At 70.0% G+C, this 16,154-nt stretch carries 14 protein-coding genes; 5 read left to right on the top strand and 9 right to left on the bottom strand.

The features are described from left to right. Position 1 precedes the first annotated feature (1 nt). From JOF37_RS10315 to JOF37_RS10305, 3 genes are read left to right on the top strand one after another with little or no spacing between them, the layout of a single operon-like run. Positions 2-1,288: an ABC transporter substrate-binding protein gene (locus tag JOF37_RS10315; protein ID WP_210006732.1), complete on the top strand. Its 1,287-nt coding sequence runs from the start codon at positions 2-4 to the stop codon at positions 1,286-1,288. 1 nt (position 1,289) lies between these two features. Beyond that, positions 1,290-2,183, top strand: a complete 894-nt coding sequence (locus JOF37_RS10310) for a carbohydrate ABC transporter permease (protein ID WP_210006731.1) — start codon at positions 1,290-1,292, stop codon at positions 2,181-2,183. Further along, the gene (locus JOF37_RS10305; protein ID WP_210006730.1) at positions 2,183-3,097 is read left to right on the top strand and encodes a carbohydrate ABC transporter permease; all 915 of its coding nucleotides are present in this window, start codon (positions 2,183-2,185) and stop codon (positions 3,095-3,097) included. The genes JOF37_RS10310 and JOF37_RS10305 overlap by 1 nt, the downstream gene beginning before the upstream one ends. A gap of 36 nt (positions 3,098-3,133) precedes the next feature. On the opposite strand, the gene recQ is transcribed toward JOF37_RS10305, so the two are convergent. The 6 genes from recQ to JOF37_RS10275 form a co-directional block, all read right to left on the bottom strand. Continuing rightward, on the bottom strand, positions 3,134-5,185 hold the full coding sequence (recQ, locus tag JOF37_RS10300) for a DNA helicase RecQ (protein ID WP_210006729.1): 2,052 nt from the start codon (positions 5,183-5,185) through the stop codon (positions 3,134-3,136). 59 nt (positions 5,186-5,244) lie between these two features. Then, complete coding sequence (locus JOF37_RS10295; RefSeq protein WP_210006728.1) at positions 5,245-5,781, bottom strand: DUF1697 domain-containing protein; 537 nt, start codon at positions 5,779-5,781, stop codon at positions 5,245-5,247. Positions 5,782-5,826: 45 nt separating this feature from the next. Beyond that, complete coding sequence (locus JOF37_RS10290) at positions 5,827-8,334, bottom strand: DEAD/DEAH box helicase (protein WP_210006727.1); 2,508 nt, start codon at positions 8,332-8,334, stop codon at positions 5,827-5,829. A 14-nt stretch (positions 8,335-8,348) separates the two neighbouring features. After that, positions 8,349-9,548 (bottom strand): glycoside hydrolase family 3 N-terminal domain-containing protein, encoded by a 1,200-nt coding sequence (locus JOF37_RS10285; RefSeq protein ID WP_210006726.1) that lies wholly within the window; start codon positions 9,546-9,548, stop codon positions 8,349-8,351. A gap of 18 nt (positions 9,549-9,566) precedes the next feature. Continuing rightward, a complete protein-coding gene (locus JOF37_RS15560) occupies positions 9,567-9,767 on the bottom strand; it encodes a YbdD/YjiX family protein (protein ID WP_271175041.1) in 201 nt (66 codons plus the stop codon). A gap of 96 nt (positions 9,768-9,863) precedes the next feature. Then, positions 9,864-12,119, bottom strand: a complete 2,256-nt coding sequence (locus JOF37_RS10275; protein WP_210006724.1) for a carbon starvation CstA family protein — start codon at positions 12,117-12,119, stop codon at positions 9,864-9,866. Positions 12,120-12,245: 126 nt separating this feature from the next. On the opposite strand from JOF37_RS10275, the gene JOF37_RS10270 reads away from it, so the two are divergent. After that, complete coding sequence (locus JOF37_RS10270) at positions 12,246-12,584, top strand: GNAT family N-acetyltransferase (protein WP_210006723.1); 339 nt, start codon at positions 12,246-12,248, stop codon at positions 12,582-12,584. Beyond that, positions 12,581-13,543: a pirin family protein gene (locus JOF37_RS10265; RefSeq protein WP_271175038.1), complete on the top strand. Its 963-nt coding sequence runs from the start codon at positions 12,581-12,583 to the stop codon at positions 13,541-13,543. The genes JOF37_RS10270 and JOF37_RS10265 overlap by 4 nt, the downstream gene beginning before the upstream one ends. A gap of 33 nt (positions 13,544-13,576) precedes the next feature. Here the strand turns inward: JOF37_RS10265 and JOF37_RS10260 are convergent, their stop codons facing one another. Genes JOF37_RS10260 through arsB form a run of 3 tightly spaced genes read right to left on the bottom strand, consistent with a single transcriptional unit; the run spans position 13,577 to position 16,058 of the window. After that, positions 13,577-13,978: an arsenate reductase ArsC gene (locus JOF37_RS10260; RefSeq protein WP_210006722.1), complete on the bottom strand. Its 402-nt coding sequence runs from the start codon at positions 13,976-13,978 to the stop codon at positions 13,577-13,579. 11 nt (positions 13,979-13,989) lie between these two features. Further along, on the bottom strand, positions 13,990-14,982 hold the full coding sequence (locus tag JOF37_RS10255) for a metalloregulator ArsR/SmtB family transcription factor (RefSeq protein WP_372445453.1): 993 nt from the start codon (positions 14,980-14,982) through the stop codon (positions 13,990-13,992). Next, on the bottom strand, positions 14,979-16,058 hold the full coding sequence (gene arsB / locus JOF37_RS10250; protein WP_210006721.1) for an ACR3 family arsenite efflux transporter: 1,080 nt from the start codon (positions 16,056-16,058) through the stop codon (positions 14,979-14,981). Before arsB ends, JOF37_RS10255 begins: the two co-directional genes overlap by 4 nt. Positions 16,059-16,154 lie beyond the last annotated feature (96 nt).

Here is a 16,154-nt window from a genome sequence, read left to right as displayed (position 1 = left end):
CATGAGAAGACGAACCATCCGCACCGCCGCCGCCGTCGTCGGGCTCACCGCCCTGGTGATCGGAGCCGGAGGATGCGCGGCGAACCCCGGCGACGGGGTGACGACGATCGACTTCTTCCAGTTCAAGGGAGAAGCCCTCGAGGACTTCACCGAGATCATCGCGCAGTTCGAGGCCGAGAACCCCGACATCCGGGTCGTCCAGAATCAGGTCGCCGATGCCGAGACACTGATCCGGACACTGCTCGTGAAGAACCGCACGCCCGACGTCATCACGCTCAACGGCAACGGGAACTTCGGCAAGCTCGCCGAGGCCGGTGTCTTCTACGACTTCTCGGACGAGCCCGTGCTCGACACGATCAACCCCGGGGTGCAGGAGATCCTCGAGCAGCTCGGCAACGCCCCCGGTGAGGTCAACAGCCTCGGCTACGTCAATAACGCCAACGGGATCATCTACAACCGCGCCATCTTCGCCGAGCAGGGCCTCGAGGTGCCCGACACATGGGACGAACTGATCGCGCTGTGCGACACGCTCGTCGAGCGCGGCATCCCGCCGTTCGCCACCTCGCTCGCCGAGAACTGGACCGCCATGCCGTCGTGGAACGGCATCGGCGCGTACGCCGCGCAGGACGGCTTCTTCGACGCGATGCGCTCGGCGGGCGAGAACGTCGGCCCGAATGCTCCGGTGTCGTTCGAGCAGGACTTCCCCGAGATCATGGAGCGTCAGGCGCAGCTGTTCTCGTATTCGCAGGAGGGCTACCGCGGGGCCTCGTACGACGACAGCACGGCGCTGTTCGCGCGGGGCGGTGCCGCGATGATGCTGCAGGGCATCTGGGCCCTCAGCCCGGTCAAGGCCGTCAATCCCGACATCGATGCGGCGATCTTCCCCTACCCGGTGCCCGAGAACCCCGACGACCGCATGCTCGTGTCGGGTGTGGACGTGACGGTGACGATGGCCCGCGACACCCCGCGCAAAGAAGAGGCGCTGCGCTTCATCGAGTTCCTCTTCCGCCCGGATGTGATCGAGCAGTTCGCGGCATCCCAGACCATGGTGCCGTCCGTCATCGGCGCCGAACTGGGCGACGACCCGGCCCTCGAGTCGATCGCCCCCTACTTCGACAGCGGTCGCATCACCGGCTTCATCGACCACCAGGTGCCGACGGCCATCCCGCTGACGGGCATCGTGCAGCAGTTCCTCTACGACGGCGACGCCGACGGAGCCCTGCGCACCCTCGACAACGAGTGGCGCAAGGTCGCCGCCCGCACCATCACCCCGGCCGAGGAGGACTGAGATGGCCATCACCGCCGCCCCCGCGCCGCGCTCGCGCTCGAAGCTCGCGCCACGCGCCTACTACTGGTTCGTGTGGCCCGCCGTCATCGCGTTCGCCGCGTTCCACACCCTGCCGGTCGTCATCGGCGTGTTCTTCAGCTTCACGAACTACGCCGGCTACGGCACGTGGGACTTCGTCGGTTTCGCGAACTACCTCAACATCTTCCGAGACGACCGCGTCCTGCAGGCGTACACCTTCTCGTTCCTGTTCGCGATCGTGGCCACGGTGCTCACCAACGCGATCTCGCTCGCGATCGCCCTGGGGCTCAACGCGAAGATCCGGGCCCGCAACTTCTGGCGCGGCGTGTACTTCGTGCCCTACATCCTCGCGGTGCTGGTCGTGGGCTACGTGTTCCAGTTCCTCTTCTCGAACTCGCTGCCCAAGATCCTCTCGGGCATCCCGCTGTTCCGCGACAACATCCTCACCAACCCCGACTGGGCGTGGACGGCGATCGTCGTGCTCGCGGTGTGGCAGGCCTGCGCATTCTCGATCATCATCTACCTCGCGGGTCTGCAGACCATCCCCGCCGACATCTACGAGGCGGCATCCATCGACGGCGCCACGCCGGCCCGCCAGTTCCGCTCGATCACCTTCCCCCTGATCAGCGCCTTCTTCACCATCAACGTCGTGCTCAGCCTGAAGGGCTTCCTGCAGGTGTTCGACCCGATCATCGCTCTGACCAACGGCGGCCCGGGAACCTCGACCGAGTCGGTGACGATGCTGATCTTCCGCGGCGGCTTCACGGGCGGCGAGTTCGCCTACCAGACCGCCAACGCCGTGATCTTCTTCATCGTCATCACGATCGTTTCGCTGCTCCAATTCCGGGTCCTTCAGCGCAGAGAGGCCGACTTCTGATGTCCAGCTCCACCTCCACCCCGGTCGAGGCCGGCCCCGCCACCACCGCCGTCGTCGTCCCCCGCCGTCGTCGCGGCGGTGGCGACCCCGGAGACACCCGCCCCACGAACTGGTGGGCGACCGCGCTCATCGCGGTGTGCTCGCTCACGGTCATCATCCCGCTGTACCTCGCCGTCGCCGTCGCCCTCAAGACGCCGGCGCAGCTCGCCGACGGCACCGGGTTCGAGCTGCCGTGGCCGATCAACTGGGGCAACTTCGCCGTCGCGTGGGAACGCACCGACTTCCCGCAGGCGCTGTTGAACACCGCGATCATCACCGTGGGCTCGGTCGTGTTCACACTGTTCACGAGCTCGCTGGTCGCCTACGCGCTCGCCCGCAACCTGCACCGCCCGTTCTTCAAGGGCGTCTTCTACTACCTGCTGGCCGCGCTGTTCGTGCCGTTCCCGATCATCATGCTGCCGCTGGTGAAGCAGACCTCGCTGCTCGGGCTCGACAACCCCGGCGGCATGATCATCCTGTACACGATCTACGGGCTGAGCCTGAACATCTTCATCTACACCGCGTTCATCCGCTCGATCCCCATCGAGCTCGAAGAGGCGGCGCGGATGGACGGGGCCTCGACCTGGCGCGTGTTCCGGCAGATCGTGTTCCCGCTTCTCATGCCGATGAACGCGACGGTCGGCATCCTGACGTGCGTCTGGGCGTGGAACGACTTCATCATGCCGCTCGTGGTGCTGACCTCGCCGTCGGACCGCACGCTGTCGCTCGCGCAGTACGTGTTCCAGGGCCAGTACAACACCGACTACACCGTCGCCTTCGCCTCGTACCTCATGGCGATGGCGCCGCTGCTGATCATCTACATCTTCTCGCAGCGCTGGGTGATCTCCGGCGTGATGCGCGGCTCGATCAAGTAGCCGCGGCGGGATGCCGGTGCAGCGCGGTGTTCGTCGTCAGTGGGATGCCACGACGGCGAGCACCGCGTCGCCGTAGGCCTCGCGCTTCTTCGCCCCGATGCCGGTGATGCCCTCGAGGTCGGCTGCGCTTCGCGGGCGACGATCGGCCAGCGCTCGCAGCGTTGCGTCGCCGAAGACGATGTAGGCGGGCACGCCCTGCTCGCGTGCTTGCTCGGCACGCCAGGCACGCAGCGCCTCGAACAGGTCGCGATCGCCCTCGGCGACCTGCTCGACCGCGGCAGACTTGCGCACGCGCGAGCCGCCGCTGTTCGACCCGCGCCCGAGCACGTCGCGGCGCAGGGGCACTCCGGACTCGCCCCGCAGCACGGCCGCGCCGGCCTCGCCGACCGCGAGCACGCCGTACTCGCCGCGAGCGACGAGGATGCCGCGGGCGAGCAGCTGCCGGACGACGCTGCGCCAGTCCTGATCGGACAGGTCGGCCCCGAGGCCGTAGGTCGACAGCTCGTCGTGGCGCTGCTGCCGGATGCGCTCGGTCGAGGCGCCGCGCAGGATGTCGACCAGGTGGCCGGCGCCGAACGACTGGTTGCGCTCGCGCTGCAGCCGCACGATCGTCGACAGCAGCTTCTGCGCGGGGATCAGCCCATCCCACGTGTCGGGTGGGGTGAGGCAGGTGTCGCAGTTGCCGCACGGCTCGGACTCCTGGCCGAAGTAGCCGAGCAGGTTCTGGCGACGGCACGCGACGGTCTCGCAGAGGGCGAGCATCGCGTCGAGGTGCTGACCCATCCGCATCTTGAAGGTGCGGTCGCCCGGGCTCTGGTCGATGAGGCGTCGCTGCTGCACCACGTCGCCGAGCCCGTACGCCATCCAGGCGATCGAGGCCTCGCCGTCGCGACCGGCACGACCGGTCTCCTGGTAGTAGCCCTCGACGGACTTCGGCAGGTCGATGTGCGCCACGAAGCGCACGTCGGGCTTGTCGATGCCCATGCCGAACGCGATCGTGGCGACCATGACGACGCCGTCTTCGCGCAGGAAGCGCGACTGGTGCTTCGCTCGCATCTCGGCGGGCAGGCCGGCGTGGTACGGCAGGGCGTCGAGACCCTGCGCGGCGAGGTAGTCGGCGGTCTGCTCGACCGACTTGCGGCTCAAGGCGTAGACGATGCCGGCCGACCCCTCGGGCATCGAGCGGATGAAGGTGACGAGCTGCCGGCGCGGGTCGACCTTCGGCTCGATGCGGTACTGGATGTTGGGTCGATCGAAGCTCGCGACGAAGTGCCGCGCCTGCGGCAGCCGCAGGCGCTCGGTGAGCTCCTGGTGCGTCGCGCGGGTGGCGGTCGCGGTCAGCGCCATGCGCGGCACCCCGGGGAAACGCTCGTCGAGGTCGCCGAGGGCGAGGTAGTCGGGGCGGAAGTCGTGGCCCCACTGCGAGACGCAGTGGGCTTCGTCGATCGCGATGACGCTGAGCGAGCCGCGCTGCAGCAGCTGCGTCGTCTGCGGCACGCTCAGCCGCTCGGGCGCGACGTAGAGCAGGTCGAGCTCGCCCGCGAGGTATGCCTGCTCCACACCGGCACGCTCGCCGGGCGACTGGGTCGAGTTGAGGTAGGCCGCGCGCACGCCGTTGGCGATGAGGGCGTCGACCTGATCGTGCATCAGCGCGATGAGCGGGCTGACGACGAGGCCCGTGCCGGGGCGCACGAGCGCGGGCACCTGGTAGGTGATGGACTTGCCGCCGCCGGTGGGCATGAGCACGACGGCATCCCCGCCGCCGATGACGTGCGACACGATGTCACCCTGGTCGCCGCGGAAGTCGTCGTAGCCGAAGACCTCTTTGAGCACCGCACGCGGGTCGGCCCCGGTGAAGTCGCGACGCTCGAGCGAGAGGACGGATGCCGGCGCCGCGGCCGGCACGGCACGCGGCGGCGCGGCGCCGGCGGATGCGCGATCGCGGGTGGCGCGAGCGACGGCGGCGCCGTAGCCGTCGAACTCGGGCGGCGGCGGGGCGTCGAAGTCTTCGGGCGGTGCGAACTCGTCGGGGTTCCAGTCGAGGTCGGCGTAGGGATCGGCATCCCAGGACTGCTGCTCTCGACTCACTCGATTCACGATAGCCGCGGCATCCGACAGCCGGGGCGCGCGATTCACAGGCTGCGCGGTCAGCACCACTTCTCGGCGAGGGCGCGCACGACCGTGAGGTTGCGGTTGGTGGCTACGCCCAGGAGCTTCGCGGCATCGAGCGGGTCGACGGCGCCGTCCTGGTACCCGGGCTGCAGCAGGGCGTGCGCGGCGCGCCCGCGGACCACCATGCGACCGGCGTCCGAGACCCGGGCCTCGACGCGCGCGACGGTGTCGGCGTCGAGCTCGGTCTTGAGCAGGTAGATGTAATGCCGCGCGAGCCCGGGGTTGTCGTCGTCGAGGGCGACCGCGTCGGCGGCGAGCGCCGCGAACTCGTCGGCGCGGAAGGTGATCGCCGGCACATCGAAGCCTCGGTCGGCCGCGTATGCCCGCTCGAGCGTCTGCTCGATCTTCGCGCGGGAGCGCATGCGGGTGTCGAAGCGGATGTTGCCGGTGTTGATGTGCGTCCGCACATCCCCGAACCCGGCGGCCTCGGTCACCCGACGGATGTCGTCCTTCGGGAACACGCGGGTCGCCCCGAGGTTGATCGCCCGCAGGAAGCCCAGGTGTGTCGTCACGTCCTCAGTCTGGCGGGGCCCGCCGACATCCGCGGGGCCGAGGAGCTAGAGGCGGACGACCTCGGTCACGCGCACGACGGCCGTTCCCTCTTCGACGGATGCCTCGAGGTCGACCTCCGCGCGGATGCGCCAGTCGTGGTCGCCGGCGGGGTCGTCGATGATCTGCTCGACGCGCCACACGCCGTCGCGCGCGGCGGACTCGTCGATGACGCACAGCGACGGCGAGCGGGCCGCGCCGCCGGTGAGGACCTCGTCGTGGTCGTCGTAGTAGCGGTCGAGCACGCCGGGCCAGTCGACCTCGGGGTCGAGGGCTTCGAGCGCCTCATCGTCCTGCAGCGCGGCGAGCTGCACGCGCCGGAACAGCTCGTTGCGCACGAGCACCGTGAAGGCGCGACGGTTCGTCAGCACCGACGGCGGGGCGGGCGGCACCACGGGGGCGTCGGGGTCGTCGGTGGGGTGGGCGAGCGACTCCCACTCGTCGACGAGGCTCGAGTCGACCTGGCGCACGAGCTCGCCGAGCCACTCGATGAGGTCCATGAGGTCGTCGGTGCGCGCCTCCGCCGGCACCGTCTGGCGGATCGCCCGGTACGCGTCGCTGAGGTAGCGCAGCACGAGGCCCTCGCTGCGGCCGAGCTGGTAGAACGACACGAACTCGCCGAACGACATGGCCCGCTCGAACATGTCGCGCACGACCGACTTCGGCGACAGCTCGAAGTCGCGCACCCACGGCTGGCTCGACGCGAAGGTCTCGAAGGCCTGCGCGAGCAGGTCGGCGAGGGGCTTGGGCCAGGTGATCTCCTCGAGCAGCGCCATCCGCTCGTCGTACTCGATGCCGTCGCGCTTCATCGCGCCGACCGCCTCGCCGCGGGCCTTGTACTCCTGCTGCGACAGGATCGCGCGCGGGTCGTCGAGCGTCGCCTCGATCACGCTGACGACGTCGAGCGCGTAATGCCCCGTGCCGGTCTCGGCGTCATCCGGTGACAGCAGCTCGATCGCCGCGAGCGCGAACGGCGACAGCGGCTGGTTGAGCGCGAAGTTGGGCTGCAGGTCGACCGTGAGCCTGATCGTCCCGTCGGGGCGCACCACCTCGACGATGCCGGCGGCGACGAGCGTCCGGAAGATCGCGAGGGCCCGCCGCGCCAGGGCGTACCTGCGGGCGCGGGGCTCGTGGTTGTCGAAGACGAGCGAGCGGACGTTGCGGAAGACGTCACCGCCTCGGCCGATGACGTTCAGCAGCATCGCGGCGCTCAGCTGCAGCTGCGGCGCGAGCGGCTCGGGCTGCGCATCGACGAGGCGCTCGAACGAGCCCTCGCCCCAGTTCACGACGCCCGTCGGCGCCTTCTTGCGCACGATCTTCTTGCGCTTGGCGGGGTCGTCGCCGGCCTTGGCGAGGGCGACGGCGTTCTCGATCTCCCACTCCGGCGCCATGACGACGACGTTGCCGTGGGGGTCGAACCCGGCTCGGCCCGCACGGCCGGCGACCTGGTGGAACTCGCGGGCGGTGAGCTGCCGCATCCGGGTTCCGTCGTACTTCGACAGCGCCGTGATCACGACCGTGCGGATGGGCACGTTGATGCCCACGCCGAGCGTGTCGGTGCCGCAGATGACCTTGAGCAGCCCCCGCTGGGCGAGCGTTTCGACGAGGCGCCGGTAGCGGGGCAGCATCCCGGCGTGGTGCACGCCGATGCCCGCGCGCACGAGGCGCGACAGGGTCTTGCCGAAGCCCGTCGTGAACCGGAAGCCGCCGATGGCGTCGGCGATGGCGTCGCGCTGCTCGCGCGTGGTGATCTTCACGCTCGACAGCGCCTGCGCCCGCTCGAGCGCGGCGGCCTGTGAGAAGTGCACGATGTAGACGGGCGTCTCGCGCTCTTCGAGCAGCCGCTCGAGCACGTCGTGCACGGGACGCCGCTCGTACGAGAAGTGCAGCGGCACCGGACGCTCGACGCCCGTCACGAGCGCGGTGCGGCGCCCCGTGCGGCGCGAGAGGTCGTCGGCGAGGTCGGTCACGTCGCCGAGCGTCGCCGACATCAGCAGGAACTGCGCCCGCGGCAGCAGCAGCAGCGGCACCTGCCAGGCCCAGCCGCGGTCGGGGTCGCCGTAGAAGTGGAACTCGTCCATGACGACCTGGTCGACATCCGCGTCGGCGCCTTGACGCAGCGCGAGGTTCGCAAGGATCTCGGCGGTGCAGCAGATGATCGGAGCCTCGGGATTGACCGCCGAGTCCCCCGTGACCATGCCGACGCGCTCGGCCCCGAAGATCTCGACGAGCGCGAAGAACTTCTCGCTCACGAGGGCCTTGATCGGCGCCGTGTAGTAGGTGCGTCCGCCGCGTGCCACGGATGCCGCGTGCGCGGCGACCGCGACGAGCGACTTGCCCGTGCCGGTCGGGGTGGCCAGCACGACGTTGGCGCCAGACACCAGCTCGATGACCGCTTCGTCCTGCGCCGGGTACAGCGTCAGCCCGCGCCCGCCCGCCCATTGCGTGAACGCGTCGTAGATCGCGTCGTCCGAGGGCTCCGGCCCGATGAGGTCGAGCAGCGGCGCGGCGGTCATCCCTCGAGTCTGCCTTACCCGGACGCGGTGGCGGTCGCCCCGGCATCCTTCGCCTCGAGCACCCGGCCGCACGACTCGCGTACCCGCTCGGCGAAGGCCGGGTCGGACGCCGCCCGCGCGGCGACCGCGTCGAACATCGCCGGCAGCACCGTCGGATCCGCTGAGGCGAGCACGATGTCGACCCCCGCCGCGATCGCCTCGACGGCGCGGTCACCGGGCGCGACGATCTCGGCGGCGGCCGCGGCCGACAGGTCGTCGGTAATGACGACGCCGTCGAACCCGACGCGCTCGCGCAGCAGATCGAGCACCGCGGGCGAGAACGCCGCGGGGTTGTCGGGGTCGATGTTCCGGTACCGCGCCGTGCCCACCATCACGAGGGACGGACCGGATGCCGTCAGCGCGCGGTACACGGCGACATCGGACGAGTCGGCCGAGACGACGGTGTCGAGCACCTCGGCGGTGTAGTCCGTGTTTGCGTCGACGCGCCCGAGTCCCGGGAAGTGCTTGAACGTCGGCAGGACGCCGGATGCCCGCATCCCCTCGGCGAACGCACCGGCGCCGGCCGCGACCGCTTGCTCGTCGTACCCGTACTGGCGACCGAGCGCGCCGATCGGCGGGTTATCGAGCCGCGATTCGGCGCTCGAGACGATGTCGGCGACGGGGGCGAGGTTGACGTCGATGCCCGCCGCCGCGAGCTGACCGCCCCAGGTCGTGGCGGCCGCGCGCAGCGCGTCGGGGCCGAGGTCGGCCTGCCGGATCGCGAAGGGCATGTCGTCGAAGCCGGGCCCGCGCAGCACCTGCACCTCGCCGCCTTCCTGGTCGGTCGCGACCCACAGCCGCGGCGAGCCCTCCGGCGCGAGGTCGCGGAACTGCGCGACGAGCTCGGCGGTGGCCCCGACGCCCGCGGTCGAGCGCCCGTGCAGGAACAGTCCGCCGACGCCGCGATCGCGGACGGCCGCCGCCGCGTCGGGAGAGATCGTGTCGACGGGGGTGCCGACCATCAGCACCTGGCCGATGCAGGTATCGAGCGGCAGGTCGCCGGCGGAGGGAGTGGCTGCGGCGGTCGGCGTGGGCGTCGGCGTCGCCGTGGGCGACGGGGATGGCGCGGGCCGCGGTTCGGGAGCACACCCCGCGGCGAGCACGAGCGCCGCGGCGAGCGCGGCGACGCCGGCGCGGCGACGGACCGGGTGCGGACGGGCGGAGGTGCTGTTCACCTTCCCATCGTCGCCGGGTCAGCAGCAGCGCGCACCCGGGTTGCGGTCCTGGTCGTCCATGCGCTGGCGCCAGAACTGCCGCTCCGACAGCGGCTGCGCGTCGGGGTGGGTGCGGCGGTGGTGCGCGAGGTAGGTCGCGTAGGCGTTGTCGCCCATGAGCGAGGTGACGTACCAGCGGATGCCGGCCGCGACCCGGAGCACGGCGCGGCCGGCGCGCACGCCCAACTCCTCAAATCTGGAGCGATCGGCCGCCGGTCCGCCGGTTTCGGCCACCGGGGTCCCCGATTCTGAGGAGTTGTGCGCGCGCGCCATGGCTCAGTGCCCGCGCCGGGCGGTCGCGGCCCGCTCCTCGGCCAGCAGCGGCTCCCACTCCTTCTCGAGCTCGCGCTCGGGCGCGGTGGGAATGAGGCCCGCCGGGGCGAAGCGGCGGGAGGGCACGGCCGGGTCCTCGGAGTCGGCGCCGCCGCCGTTCGCCACGGCGCGGACGGTGACGACGACCGCCGCGACGATGACGACGATCGCGAGCACGACGAAGACGATCGACAGCGTGCCCTGCACGCCGGTATTGCGGATGACCGCCTCGACCGTCTCGACCGGGCCGAGGCTGTCGTCGCCCGAGGCGAGCGCGTCGCGGTAGCGGAAGTGGTTGGCCCAGTAGCCGATCGCCGGCACCGGCGAGGAGATCTTGTACGCCGACGCCGTGATCGTGACCACCGCGGTGAACGCGAGCGGCACCGCGACGATCCACAGCCACTTCACGTACGACCGACCCCGCTTGGCGACGATCGCGAGGACGACGGCGAGCGCGATGGCGGCGAGCAGCTGGTTGGCGATGCCGAACAGCGGGAAGAAGGTGTTGATGCCGCCGAGCGGGTCGGTGACGCCGAGGATCAGGATCGCACCCCACCCGGCGACCATGATCGCCGTCGTGATCCACACGCCCGGTCGCCACGACACGTCGCGGAACTTCGGGATCCAGGCGCCGATGGAGTCTTGCAGCATGAAGCGGGCGACACGGGTTCCGGCATCGACGGCCGTGAGGATGAACAGCGCCTCGAACATGATCGCGAAGTGGTACCAGAACGACATGAGCGCCTGGCCGCCGAGCGCCTGCTGCATGATGTGCGCCAGGCCCAGCGCGAGGGTGGGTGCACCGCCGGTGCGCGACACGATCGACTCCTCGCCGACGTCTGCTGCCGTGGCGATGAGGATGTCGGGCGTCAGATTCACCCCCGTCAGCCCGAGGGAGTTGACGAAGGCGACCGCTCCCTCGACGGTGCCGCCGGTGGCGGCCGTGGGGGCGTTCATCGCGAAGTAGATGCCCTGGTCGATCGAGATCGCGGCGACGAGCGCCATGATCGCGACGAAGGACTCCATGAGCATGCCGCCGTACCCGATGAAGCGGGTCTGCCGCTCCTTCTCGACGAGCTTCGGCGTCGTCCCGGACGCGATGAGGGCGTGGAAGCCCGACAGCGCACCGCACGCGATCGTGACGAAGAGGAAGGGGAACAGCGGTCCGGCGAACACCGGGCCGAGTCCGTTCTCGCCGAAGATCGTCACCGCCGGAACCGAGATCTCGGGTCGGACGAGCACGATCGCACCGGCGAGCATGACGATGACGCCGATCTTCATGAACGTCGACAGATAGTCGCGCGGGGCCAGCAGCAGCCACACCGGCAGAACCGCGGCGATGAAGCCGTAGATGATGATGCCCCACGCGATCACGGTGCGGTCGAGGTGGAAGATCTCCTGACCCCACGACGTGTCGGCGACCCAGCCGCCCGCGATGATCGCGCCCATGAGCAGCACGAACCCGATGATCGACACCTCGGTCACCTTGCCCGGTCGCAGGTAGCGCAGATAGACGCCCATGAACAGGGCGATGGGGATCGTCATGGCGACCGAGAACACACCCCACGGGCTCTCGCCGAGCGCGTTGACGACGACGAGCGCGAGGATCGCCACGATGATGAGCATGATCAGCAGGGATGCCACGATCGCGGCGGTTCCGCCGATGCGGCCGAGCTCCTGCCGTGCCATCTGCCCGATGGTGCGTCCGCCGCGCCGCATGGAGAAGAACAGCACCGTGTAGTCCTGCACCGCACCGGCCAGGACGACGCCGACGATGATCCAGATCGTGCCGGGGAGGTAGCCCATCTGCGCCGCGAGCACGGGGCCCACCAGGGGTCCCGCTCCTGCGATCGCCGCGAAGTGATGCCCGTAGAGCACGCGCCGGTCGGTGGGGACGTAGTCCTTTCCGTCCTGCTTGACCTCGGCCGGGGTCGCGCGGCGGTCGTCGGGTCGCAGCAGATACCGCTCGATGACCTTCGAGTAGAACCGGTACCCGATGAGGTAGGTGCAGACGGCGGCGAAGACGAACCAGATGGCGTTGACCGTCTCGCCGCGGACGACCGCGAGCATGACCCAGGCGAGCCCGCCCAGCAGGGCGACGGCGATCCAGATGATCACCTTCAGCGGGGTCCAGCGGGATGCGGCGCGGTGCTGGTCGTCAGAGACGGCGACCGGGGGCAGTTTCGGATCGGTGACGACGTCGGACGCGGATCGAGGCATCGGATCTCCTGGGGGGAAGGCGCTTCATTGCGTTCTCTCAGCTTAGGCACGCTCCCCCGCCGCGCCGCAATGCTGGCGGAACGTTTCGGACCGCGCCTACGTTGGGAGGACCGAGAGGAGATCACCATGACTGACAACGCCCCCACCGTGATCCGCAACGACGAGAAGAACCGCTACGACCTGCATGTCGGCGACGTGGCGGCCGGCTTCGCCGCCTTCGAGCGCGACGACCAGGGCCGCCTGGTGTTCGACCACACCGAAGTCGACAAGGCCTTCGGCGGACGCGGCCTCGGCAAGACCCTCGCCGCCGAGGCGCTCGCCGACGTCGCACGCCGCGGTGAGACCGTCGTGCCGGAGTGCCCGTTCATCGTGAAGTTCCTGCGCGAGAACGAGGTCGCGGGACTCCGCGTCGAGTGGCGCGACGAGGATGCCGCCGACGCGGCCTCGGCGCAGCCGTCGGCGTGACCCGCTTCGACGCCGAGACGGCACCCGTCGACGAAGACCGCGGCCCGGTATCGCCGGGGCCTCGTCGGGTGCTGCTCGAGGCGCGGGAGGTACCGCTGGGCGGCGTGCGCGCGATGTCGGTGCACCGCTTCCTGCCCCAGCGCGATCTGCCGCTCGTGGGCGCGTGGTGCTTCCTCGACCGGTTCGGGCCGCAGCGCACCCGGATGCGGGTCGAGCCGCATCCGCACATCGGTCTGCAGACGGTGACCTGGCCGCTCGCGGGTGAGGTGCACCACCGCGACACGCTCGGCAGCGATGTCGTGATCGAGCGCGGCGCGCTCAACATCATGACCAGCGGCGCGGGCATCGCGCACTCGGAGTACTCGGTGGGCGACGAGCCCATCACCCTCGACGCGCTGCAGCTGTGGGTGGCCCTCCCCGAGGGGCGCCGCCACGGATCCGCCGACTTCGAGCGTCACGACGACCTGCCCGTGCTCGATCTCGGGGGCGGAGCGCAGGCCACGGTCGTGGTCGGCGAGCTCGCCGGCGCCGTCTCGCCGGCGACGATGCACACGCCGATCGTGGGAGCCGAGATCCGCCTGCCCGCGGGAGCGGTCGTCGACCTGCCGCTCGAGGCCGCGTGGGAGTACGCGGTCGTCCCGGTGTTCGGGTCGGTCGGGGTGGACACGGATGCCGTCGCCCCGGGCTCTCTGCTCTATCTGGGTGACGGACGCAGCGGCATCCGGCTGTCGGCCTCGGAGGAGACGACGCTGTTCCTGCTCGGCGGTGAACCGTTCGAGGACGACATCGTGATGTGGTGGAACTTCGTCGGCCGCGACCACGCCGAGATCGAAGCCGCCCGCGAGGAGTGGGAAGCGGCATCCGACCGGTTCGGACACGTGCCGGGACACGGCCACGAGCGCATCCCCGCCCCGCCGCTGCCGCACGTGCGGCTCACCCCGCGGCGGCGTCGGCTCTAGCGGGGCCGTCGCTCGTGGCCGGACCGGCCCCGGTCAGACGAGCGCGCTGACGAGCTGCTCGATACGCGCACGGATGTCGTCGCGGATGGGGCGAACGGCGTCAATGCTCTGACCGGCGGGATCGTCGAGCTTCCAGTCCTCGTAGCGCTTGCCCGGGAAGAAGGGGCACGCGTCGCCGCATCCCATCGTGATGACCACGTCGGAGGCCTGCACGGCCTCGGTCGTGAGCACCTTGGGCTGCTCGGCCGTGATGTCGATGCCGACTTCGGCCATCGCCGCGACGGCGACGGGGTTGATCTGGTCGGCGGGCATCGACCCGGCGGAGCGGACCTCGATGCGATCGCCGGCGATGTCGCGGAGGAATCCCGCGGCCATTTGCGAGCGACCGGCGTTGTGGACGCAGACGAACAGGACGGAGGGCGTGGTGTCGGTCATGGTGGCTCCGGTCAGCGGGTGGGGGTCAGTGTGGCAAGGAGAGCATCGACGCGTCGGGCGATGTCGTCGCGGATCGCTGCGACACCTTCTGTGGAGGCGAGGGCGGGGTCACCGACGGTCCAGTCCTCGTAGCGGACGCCGGGGATGATCGGGCAGACGTCGCCGCAGCCCATCGTGATGACGACATCGGCCGCACGGACCGCGTGATCGGTCAGCGGCTTGGGGAACCGCGGCTCGTCATCGTTCGGGATCAGTTCGTCGATGAACGGCTGCACATGAGGGTGAATCTCCGCGGCCGGGGTGGACCCGGCAGAACGCGCCACGACGGCGCCGCCCGAGCGCTGATCCACCAGCGCCGCGGCGAGCTGAGACCTTCCCGCGTTCGCGACACAGACGAAGAGGACCTGCGGCTGCCCGCGCGTGCGGTCGCGGGTGATGTCAGCGAGCCGCTGGCGGGCGAACCCCTCGGTGAGAGCCAGCAGGTGATTCCTCACCCGCGCGCTCCTGGTGAGGGACGTGTAGGACTCGCGGACGATTGTTGCGACCAGGCTGCCGTCGAGCTGTGGATAGTCCTGAATGAGCGTTTCGGCCAGGCGGGTGAGAGCGTCGTCGACGTTCTCGAGCGCCGCATGCTCGGCTCGGATGGGGGCGACGGCGGCGGGGGCGAAGGAGTCGAGCAGAGTCGTCACGGCCGGACGGAGAGCCGGTGCGATCCGGTACCACACCCATGTGCCGCGCCGTTCTGAGGTGACAACGCCGGTGTCGCGGAGCACTTTCAGGTGGTGCGACACGGTGGGCTGCGACACATCGGCCAGTTCCGCAAGGTCGCACACGCACGATTCACCGCGCGCGTCCGTCGCGATCGCGGACAGCATCCGCAACCGCAGCGGATCGGACAGCGCCTTCAGCGTCGAGGCGATCGCCGCGGCCGCGTCATCGCCGATCGCGTGCGTTGCGGACGGGGCGCAGGTTTCTCCTGCGGGGATGATCCCGGCGCTCATCATCGAGTCTTCTCCAGGGCGGGCTCGGGGATGGCGTGCGGGTCGGTGTGGAACCACGCTCGCGCGACCCGGAGCGAGACGTAGACCAGGCCGACGAGCACGGGAACTTCGATCAGCGGACCGACGACACCGGCGAGGGCTTGCCCGGACGTGGCACCGAATGCGCCGATCGCGACGGCGATGGCGAGTTCGAAGTTGTTGCCCGCCGCGGTGAACGCGAGCGTCGACGATCGGGCGTAGCCCAGACCGAGCCTCTTTCCGGCGATGAGACCGGCGAACCACATGACGACGAAGTAGACCAGCAGCGGCAGTGCGATCCGGACGACATCCCACGGCCGGGAGGTGACCTGCTGCCCCTGGAGGGCGAACAGCAGCACGATTGTGAACAGCAGCCCATACAGCGCCCAGGGTGCGATCTTGGGCAGGAACGAGCCCTCGTACCAGGCGCGGCCCTTGCGGCGCTCTCCGATGAGACGGGACGCGAACCCGGCGACCAAGGGGACGCCGAGGAAGATCAGCACGTTGAGGGCGATCTGCCACACGGACACGTCGAGGCCTTGGCTGTCGAGGCCGAGCCAGCCGGGAAGGACGGTGAGGTAGAACCAGCCGAGGATCGAGAACGCGATGACCTGGAACACCGAGTTGATCGCGACGAGCACGGCGGCCGCTTCCCGGTCGCCGCAGGCCAGGTCGTTCCAGATCACGACCATGGCGATGCAGCGGGCGAGGCCGACGATGATCAGTCCCGTCCGGTATTCGGGCAGGTCGGGCAGGAACACCCACGCCAGGGCGAACATCAGCGCGGGGCCGGCGATCCAGTTCAGGGCCAGCGACGAGATGAGGAGCTTCTTGTCGCCGGTCACGGCGGCGACCCTGTCGTAGCGGACCTTCGCGAGCACCGGGTACATCATGATCAGCAGCCCGAGCGCGATCGGAACCGAGATCCCGCCGACCTCGAGCCGCGACAGCAGCTCGGACAGGCCCGGGACGAACCGGCCGAGGAGGATGCCGCCGACCATGGCCGACGCGATCCACAGCGGCAGCAACCGGTCGAGCGCCGATAGACGGCGCGGGGGCATGGCCGCGGGCGGCTGTATTGACATATGTCTATATTGACCCATCCCGGCTGTCGCCACAATCGACGGACGAAGCGACGGGACGCCCGGACCGAAGTC

Origin of the sequence: Microbacterium imperiale (genome assembly GCF_017876655.1) — a bacterium.
Lineage (GTDB): Bacteria > Actinomycetota > Actinomycetes > Actinomycetales > Microbacteriaceae > Microbacterium > Microbacterium imperiale.
Note: the sequence above shows the minus strand (reverse complement) of the source record. Positions and strands in the feature narration are given on the sequence as shown.

Bases quoted from the DNA above. Each gene is read 5' to 3' on its own strand.
- JOF37_RS10315 (WP_210006732.1), top strand. From the start codon at position 2: ATGAGAAGACGAACCATCCGCACCGCCGCCGCCGTCGTCGGGCTCACC.
- JOF37_RS10310 (WP_210006731.1), top strand. From the start codon at position 1,290: ATGGCCATCACCGCCGCCCCCGCGCCGCGCTCGCGCTCGAAGCTCGCG.
- JOF37_RS10305 (WP_210006730.1), top strand. From the start codon at position 2,183: ATGTCCAGCTCCACCTCCACCCCGGTCGAGGCCGGCCCCGCCACCACC.
- JOF37_RS10290 (WP_210006727.1), bottom strand. From the start codon at position 8,334: ATGACCGCCGCGCCGCTGCTCGACCTCATCGGGCCGGAGCCCTCGGAC.
- JOF37_RS10275 (WP_210006724.1), bottom strand. From the start codon at position 12,119: ATGCCTCGATCCGCGTCCGACGTCGTCACCGATCCGAAACTGCCCCCG.
- JOF37_RS10270 (WP_210006723.1), top strand. From the start codon at position 12,246: ATGACTGACAACGCCCCCACCGTGATCCGCAACGACGAGAAGAACCGC.
- JOF37_RS10260 (WP_210006722.1), bottom strand. From the start codon at position 13,978: ATGACCGACACCACGCCCTCCGTCCTGTTCGTCTGCGTCCACAACGCC.
- JOF37_RS10255 (WP_372445453.1), bottom strand. From the start codon at position 14,982: ATGATGAGCGCCGGGATCATCCCCGCAGGAGAAACCTGCGCCCCGTCC.
- arsB (WP_210006721.1), bottom strand. From the start codon at position 16,058: ATGCCCCCGCGCCGTCTATCGGCGCTCGACCGGTTGCTGCCGCTGTGG.